Genomic DNA, 6,822 nt, shown 5'->3' with positions numbered 1-6,822 from the left:
GCAACAGGATTATGTTGAGAAAGCGCTCCGCTAAAATGTCGAATAGCGGGGCGCTTTTGGTTTTAATATCTGCGAAAATAGCGAAGCGCAGATATTATCAGAGCGTCTTTGACGTGACTGGCCCGTAACATAGACCAAATTATGGGATATGAAAACCGTTACTTAAATCAAGTATTGAACTTTATCCTTAGCTTTGTTATCTTATCTTGAAATTCGTTACACAAATCAAATTACTATGGATATTATTACTCGAAAATTATCAGAAGAGCTCTTTGTCTTCAGTACAAAGTGCGGTCACAGAGCAACTTACAATGTTGTTTTTAATGAAGTTTCTATAACTAACTCTCTTACTTATTCATCTAAACTTGTTTATACAGAAAGTTCCGCCCGTGAGTATTTTAGAAATTATCTTTTGTCTTTGGCCAGTAGCGAAGAGCAGGATATAAAATTTCACGGTGGAAAGCGTAAGGGCTCAGGTCGCAAGAAATCAGATGACCCTAAATCAGTAATGAGAATTACCGAGAGCGAAAAACTTATAATTGAATATCTACGTAAAAACCCAGCTAAGAGAGATTCGATTTTGTTAGATTTGTTTTAGTACGTAATAATTATTACGTACTAAAGCTTAGCTGTTGCTACGTTCTTGACGTTTGACTTGGCGACAGCCGATAGCGAAGCGGAAACCAAAAGGTGTCAAAGACATTGATAATGTTTTGGCTGCACATTGTTAGTTAGTAAAAGCGAAATTAAATCGCCCCCCTGATAAACCAACCCATCTTTGAATTTACTGATTAGTTTCGATTTTGGTACATGTTCAGAGTCCACATACTTTAATAGTGGACTCTACTGTCATTTTGACCGATTCTATTTTCCGTATTTTTTATAATCTTCTTCTGTTATTTCTTCTAAACCTTTGTTTATTAATATCTTTAACACTTCTGTGTCTTTAAATGATCTCTGCGTTGCTACTACTGCCTTAACATGTTCTTTTTCGACTTTTCTCCAAGTCGCATCATCTATGTGTTTTGTTGGCATATCTGTACCGTTATCTATCAATTTATCAATAATTATAAACTGATAAACTTATAAATGTTGACAATTAGATTCTTAGAAACTAAGATTCGACTCATAAAATAAATTCTTAGAAACTTAGAAAAGGTCAGTCTTGACCGATTTTAATCCTTTGTTTCCATTAGAATCACAGCATTGCTTTAAACGGAATATTTGAATAGTGATTGATATGCTTAGAATCAAAATACCTTTTAACGAGTCTATCGTTAGCGTTTCCCCAGATGGCGGAAGCGGGTTGATTGATTTACGAGAATGTCAAAAGCGTGGATGCAAAATGGAAGCAGGGGACGTTACTTTTACAAGTAATGACTATCGCTTAGATTCTGAAAATATATGTTTAGCTGAGGTTTCTGCTCTTCGCCATCCCTTTGAGTCACTCCCTTCCAGTTGGGCTAGTTTGGCTTTTAAGGTTAGGGCAGGTGGTAGCAATTATTATCCGCATATTGAACTTAAAGCCAGCCCTGCAAAATTGCTTACTGGTCATAATGTTTTTGGTACTTGTGATGTTATGACATGTATTGATTCTCTTATATCTGCTTTTTGTTATGCACTTCCTGATATGACAGATATTTTAGATTTTCATTTGTCCGAGCTTGCACAAATTGACTGTACATTTACAGCGCATCTACAGAATGAAACAGATAGTAGAAATGTTATTCACGCTTTGCGAAATATATCAAATGGACAGACTCGTGGTAGTAAATCAACTTTCGATACAACTGCGTACTTCGGAAAAGGAAGCAGACATAAGCGTTTAAAAGCTTATTTAAAGCAATTTGAGCTACAAGACCAACTTACTAAAACTCAATCTAAATACGATAAAACGAAAGACCAAGTATATAAAAACCAACTCGATTCAATGCAGTCACCTGATGTTATTAAATTTTCTGAAAATGCTTTGAGGTTAGAAGCTAGCGTCATGCCGCGCATGTTACATCGTTTAGCTATTCCAACAAATTTATGGGCTTTTGAAGAATACAGCAGTAATTTTAAAGGGTGTTTAATTCGTGAGTTATGGCATCGCTCTTGGTCAGATATTTTTAAGACATTTGAGGGCCACACGATGAAAACTTATTCTGATTCAGAGATACACAACGAGCTAAGAAAGCATTTCAAAACAGAGACAAAATCAGGTTTTAGCTATTCAAAAGCTGATCGCCTTTTTCGTTTTTTTAGAATGATGAAGCACGAAGGGTGGGACGAAGTAAAAGCAACAACGCCTGACAAAACTTTTTATAGAAATGTTAAAGAGCTAACTCAGGTTGTACCCAAAGCATATTTACAAAATTTACAAGCTACAGCATCTAATGTTGTACCCCTTATTCGTTTTATCAATGTCGATTTTTCAAAACAACATCCGTCAAATTGGGTTGAGCCTCAGCGCCTCTCTAAGCAGTTTGAAACGGGTTTACGCTTAGTATCTTAATAGGAAATTACAATGTTAAAAATATCAATCTTAGACACAAATAATTCTCACATGCCAACTCCGAGGACATTTAAGGGCAAAGACGGGAAGCCTGACCGCACTGTCTATGAACAAAAAGCTTTTGCACATTTGGGAGGTGTCTTCCCCGTTCAATTTACTTTGACTCATGATGACCACAAAGACGCGTATGAAATTGGTGATTATCAACTAGCTCCTGAGTCTTTCAAAATTGGTGCTTATGGCGACTTACAGATTGATAGATATAACTTAAAACTCAAAGCTATTAAGTCTTAGTTATGCAGTGTGTCTCTATTTCAGATAATGGGGCGCTTACAGCAATAGATAGTGCTGTATGTGATTACGTTCTTTTGACTCAAACAGAGCTTAATTCACTACAGTCAAATAATTTAGTAAGCGCTCTTAATGAGTTGTTTGCTTTTGATACTGCAACGTTTGCATTGATTAACTCATCAGCATTGGTTGCTTTTATAACAGCCCATTGTATCGGTCGAATTGTTCGCGTAATGGGTAAAACTTAAAAAAGGAAAGTCACATGAAATTTAAAGATATCTTAGCTAAAAAGCGTGCTCAATTGAGCGTATTAGCAACAACAGCGATGGCGTCTGCATCTGCATTTGCTGCCGACCACACTGCTGCAATTGATGCTGCGGTTACTGACGGCACAACAAATTACACGGCAATTATAACAGGCGTTATTACTGTCGCTGCAATCGGTTTTGCAATTGGTATGATTGTTTCAAAACTTCGCAACTAATGTTCACTTCAATTTTTCTTGCGTCATTTTTGGTCTGGTGTTTTGTCGAAGGGTTCTCAAGTGGCGTAAGAACAAGTTAAGGCGGGTAAAACCGCCATTTTTTTGAGGCGCTTACATGCGATTACTAATATTTTTATTGGCGCTTAGTAGCGTCTTTTTTGTTTCTAATATCTATGCAGTTGAGTATATAGATTCTGATTATGCTCCAGCTCAGCCCGAAAGCGCTGAAAAACATTATTGTATGAATAACGGTTCGTTCGTTGGGAATATCGATGCAGGGGGTTGTCAAGCTCTTGGTAAAGATGAAAAAAGGGGGCAAGACGGTTGGTATGGCTGGACAGCTTTTGACAAAGGTCATGGAAAAACGTCTTGGAAAGCGCTTTGTGACTGTGGTTATGATAATCAAACAATTTCTTATGTGACATATCACTATCATTTTTCTGAAGAAGCCACTACTGGTAACTATGAATGCCCTACAGATTCAAGCCCTAATCATCATATTGGACCTGTTTTCAAACCGAATGATGAAAATGACAAGGCAACTTGGTGCTTACCATCCGTTCCTAACCGCTGCCCAACCCCAAAAGATAGTGACCCTTATGTTTTTGGCACTGGCAACGGCAAAACAGAACATTGTTTTGATAATGAAGATGGTACTCAATGCAAAATCGAGACTGGGGATGATGGTGGGTATTATGTGCCGACAAAATATGGCTCGGCTGAACCTTCGATGTGTGCAAGACCTCCAAACAAAGAAGTTGATAAAACAACGCCCCCACCTGACAAAGGCCAACCAAATCAAACTGACGGGGGGGAAACACAAGACCAGCTTAGCGCATCAAATAAGATAAATAAAAATCTTGATGCACTTAATAAAAATCAAATTGATGCAAGTAATTCTAACGATTCGAGACTTGATAGACTTGCAGAAGAATCGCAAATCGGTAACGAAGTTCTCGCAGAAATTCGCTTCAATACATCACTTACGCAATCACAATTAAATCAGACTAATACATTACTTCAAAGTGCTGTTGATAAACTTGGCGGCGGTAATGGTAATGGTAATGGTAATGGAGATGGTAATGGAGATGGAGATGGAGATGGGGAAGAAGAACCGCCCTTTAATTTTGATGCTGGACGTAAAAATGACGAAGGCTTAAATGCGATTTTTACTACTCAGCAATTACAAGATGTTACTGACGAAGTTGAAGATAAAAAGCAAGAATTGAAAGATTATTTAGATGAAATAAAAGCTGAATCATCTTCGCTATTTGAGATTTCGCCGTCACTTTCTGCAACATATGAAGAACGAACTGTAGAAATTAAGGGTGTCAATGTTGATATGGGCCTGTCTCGGTTGTCTGACTTTTTTAGAATTATTTCTGCTGCTGTTTTGCTTCTATCTTCGTTAACTGCACTTTATATATTGTTGGGGCCATAACATGAAATATGTAACGTTAATCATTTTTGTGCTTTTCCTCCCGTTCTTTGCTTTTGCTGATACTTATACGGGTGTTGCTGGGGCCGCGCAGGCGATGGGGGACTTTTTCACGGATATCTGGTCATTTCTTGATGACGATGTTCCGAGTTTTTTCGAACGTGCGCTTGCTTTTTTTATCGAAAAATTAACTCTTTTACGAATAGCTGCGCAGCTTGAAGCGATAAAGCTTTCTTGGTCTGTTGCTAAAGTTGTGATGGAAAATTATCAAATTGCTTCGAAAGTGTTATCTGCTGCAAATTCTCTACCGCGAGATGTGAAGGCGGCGCTTCTTGATATGCGTTTTTTCGATGGTCTTAATATTATCACTCAGGCTTTTCTCGCTCGTTACGTAATGAGGTTCTTATAACATGGCATCATCAATTTTTCATGGCGCTCCTGGTTCTTTCAAATCAGCTAGCGCTGTTTGGTTTGAAGTCTTACCAGCGCTCAGAAAAGGGCGCTTAGTTGTAACGAATATTGAGGGTATTTTACCGCTTGATGAAATACAAACTGAACTACAAGAGGTTTTCCCAGACACCGCCCAGCTTTGGCGTCTTTCTTCACAAAATGCGGTCGGACAAACGCTTTGGCGAAATTGGTATCACTGGATGCCCACTGGCGCGCTTGTTTTAATTGACGAAGTGCAAGACATTTATCCGACCGAAGCCACTTTTAAACCTGATTCTTGCGATTACAAACATATTGATAACTATAAAGATTTGATACCCGAACATTGGTATCAATATCATTTTGAACAACTCGAAAAATTTAAACCTGAGCATTTAACGAGTGGTGACACTGATGACTTGGGAAAGGAGCTATTTAATGAGTACGGGCATATTATTTATCCAAAAACGCTTAAAGAATGTTACATGCGTCATCGAAAATATAACTGGGATATTATTGTCTGTACACCTGATATCACGTCTGTTCACAAGTACATTCGCAACGTTAGTCAATACGCTTACGCCCATAAGTATTTTGATGGCCTCGCGGCAATTCCTTACTATAATCGACGCCCGAGAATCTTTGAACACAACCCAAAGCTTGACGGAAAAACACCAAATAAATCGAGTACAATTGTCTGGAAGAAAATCCCAGTCGAAGTGCATAAATGCTACAAATCGACAGCGACCGGAGGTGTTACAAAAGGACAGGGTAAAAATTTCTTATACAGTCCTGTTTTTGCCTTTCCGATTACTGCAATCATTGTTTGCGTACTGTATTGGATATGGTATTTCACCAGCCATGAAAGCGCTGTGGAGAGTGTTGAAAAAGCCGTTGAAGTTCGTTCTGGTGATACTCAAAAAAATAGCAATTCTAATCGTGTTGATGATAATTTTCAGACTGCTAATTCTAAACCTGGTTTTGTAGGTTTGCCTTATGACGCTAGTGACATTTTTGTCACTGGCATTCATGAAGTTGTAAGAACGGATAGAACACATCGCGAATTTGTTTTTAGATTCATCACTGAAAAATATGGTGATTTTAGTGTTAATTCTTATGAGTTGGCGAGTATGGGCTTTAGCATTCAATACTTTAATTCTTGCAATGTCGTTATAAATCAACTCCAAACAAAGTTTACATATCGCGCGCTTTGCGCTCCAAATTCTTACATACAAAACAAAAACAAAACCGATTCAGATGATGATGCTTTTCTTTGATTGTTGCATATGTCACTGGTGACATTTTTAAGGATAATTTAATGACTAGAAATCAGAAATATGAAGCTAAGCAAAAAGAAAAAGGCTTAGTAAAACGTACTGTTTGGATACCGAGCCGCTGTGAATGTGAAGTTAAACAGATGATTGAATTTCTTGCTGAACATCCAGAGCATATACCAGCGCTTGCGCGAAATATAAGAACCGGACATCTAAAGAAAGCTGTAGATTAATATTCATTATTGATTTTATGATGCTGAGCCAAGCGAAGCCTGAGCGTAGCGCAGCATCATAAATCATCATATCTAAAATGACCGATACTATCAAATATCGGTCATAAGCCATTGATTTATAAGTGCTAAAAAATAAATATCGATTTATTTGTCTTATATTTTCATAGCCCATAATT

10 protein-coding genes are annotated in these 6,822 nt (G+C 37.7%); 8 read left to right on the top strand and 2 right to left on the bottom strand.

Annotated features, from left to right (window positions below):
* Positions 1–235 precede the first annotated feature (235 nt).
* On the top strand, positions 236–598 hold the full coding sequence (locus tag J8L97_RS22165; protein WP_211052848.1) for a hypothetical protein: 363 nt from the start codon (positions 236–238) through the stop codon (positions 596–598).
* 266 nt (positions 599–864) lie between these two features.
* Here the strand turns inward: J8L97_RS22165 and J8L97_RS22160 are convergent, their stop codons facing one another.
* Entirely contained in the window at positions 865–1,035 is a 171-nt protein-coding gene (locus J8L97_RS22160; protein ID WP_211052846.1) for a hypothetical protein, read from the bottom strand.
* A gap of 205 nt (positions 1,036–1,240) precedes the next feature.
* Here J8L97_RS22160 and J8L97_RS22155 point away from each other — a divergent pair, with 205 nt between their 5' ends.
* The 7 genes from J8L97_RS22155 to J8L97_RS22125 all read left to right on the top strand — a co-directional run bounded on the left by J8L97_RS22155 (position 1,241) and on the right by J8L97_RS22125 (position 6,416).
* A complete protein-coding gene (locus tag J8L97_RS22155; protein ID WP_211052844.1) occupies positions 1,241–2,497 on the top strand; it encodes a phage/plasmid replication protein, II/X family in 1,257 nt (418 codons plus the stop codon).
* Between the two features lie 12 nt (positions 2,498–2,509).
* The gene (locus tag J8L97_RS22150; protein ID WP_211052840.1) at positions 2,510–2,791 is read left to right on the top strand and encodes a single-stranded DNA-binding protein; all 282 of its coding nucleotides are present in this window, start codon (positions 2,510–2,512) and stop codon (positions 2,789–2,791) included.
* 2 nt (positions 2,792–2,793) lie between these two features.
* Positions 2,794–3,036, top strand: coding sequence for a hypothetical protein (locus J8L97_RS22145; protein WP_211052838.1), 243 nt, complete (start codon positions 2,794–2,796; stop codon positions 3,034–3,036).
* A 14-nt stretch (positions 3,037–3,050) separates the two neighbouring features.
* Complete coding sequence (locus J8L97_RS22140; RefSeq protein WP_211052837.1) at positions 3,051–3,272, top strand: hypothetical protein; 222 nt, start codon at positions 3,051–3,053, stop codon at positions 3,270–3,272.
* Positions 3,273–3,387: 115 nt separating this feature from the next.
* Positions 3,388–4,713 carry a hypothetical protein gene (locus J8L97_RS22135; RefSeq protein ID WP_211052835.1) on the top strand — a complete coding sequence of 442 codons (1,326 nt, stop codon included), beginning with the start codon at positions 3,388–3,390 and terminating at the stop codon, positions 4,711–4,713.
* 1 nt (position 4,714) lies between these two features.
* A complete protein-coding gene (locus J8L97_RS22130; RefSeq protein ID WP_211052833.1) occupies positions 4,715–5,119 on the top strand; it encodes a DUF2523 family protein in 405 nt (134 codons plus the stop codon).
* Position 5,120: 1 nt separating this feature from the next.
* On the top strand, positions 5,121–6,416 hold the full coding sequence (locus J8L97_RS22125; protein ID WP_211052831.1) for a zonular occludens toxin domain-containing protein: 1,296 nt from the start codon (positions 5,121–5,123) through the stop codon (positions 6,414–6,416).
* Between the two features lie 132 nt (positions 6,417–6,548).
* Here the strand turns inward: J8L97_RS22125 and J8L97_RS22120 are convergent.
* Positions 6,549–6,822 (bottom strand): hypothetical protein (locus tag J8L97_RS22120; RefSeq protein ID WP_211052829.1); only part of this gene is annotated, 274 nt, incomplete at its 5' end.

The organism is Pseudoalteromonas sp. MMG012 (assembly GCF_018100875.1).
Taxonomy (GTDB): Bacteria; Pseudomonadota; Gammaproteobacteria; order Enterobacterales; family Alteromonadaceae; genus Pseudoalteromonas; species Pseudoalteromonas aurantia.
The sequence above is the reverse complement of the archived record's forward strand: the minus strand, read 5'-3'. Positions and strand labels throughout refer to the sequence as shown.

Bases quoted from the DNA above. Each gene is read 5' to 3' on its own strand.
- J8L97_RS22165 (WP_211052848.1), top strand. From the start codon at position 236: ATGGATATTATTACTCGAAAATTATCAGAAGAGCTCTTTGTCTTCAGT.
- J8L97_RS22160 (WP_211052846.1), bottom strand. From the start codon at position 1,035: ATGCCAACAAAACACATAGATGATGCGACTTGGAGAAAAGTCGAAAAA.
- J8L97_RS22155 (WP_211052844.1), top strand. From the start codon at position 1,241: ATGCTTAGAATCAAAATACCTTTTAACGAGTCTATCGTTAGCGTTTCC.
- J8L97_RS22150 (WP_211052840.1), top strand. From the start codon at position 2,510: ATGTTAAAAATATCAATCTTAGACACAAATAATTCTCACATGCCAACT.
- J8L97_RS22145 (WP_211052838.1), top strand. From the start codon at position 2,794: ATGCAGTGTGTCTCTATTTCAGATAATGGGGCGCTTACAGCAATAGAT.
- J8L97_RS22140 (WP_211052837.1), top strand. From the start codon at position 3,051: ATGAAATTTAAAGATATCTTAGCTAAAAAGCGTGCTCAATTGAGCGTA.
- J8L97_RS22135 (WP_211052835.1), top strand. From the start codon at position 3,388: ATGCGATTACTAATATTTTTATTGGCGCTTAGTAGCGTCTTTTTTGTT.
- J8L97_RS22130 (WP_211052833.1), top strand. From the start codon at position 4,715: ATGAAATATGTAACGTTAATCATTTTTGTGCTTTTCCTCCCGTTCTTT.
- J8L97_RS22125 (WP_211052831.1), top strand. From the start codon at position 5,121: ATGGCATCATCAATTTTTCATGGCGCTCCTGGTTCTTTCAAATCAGCT.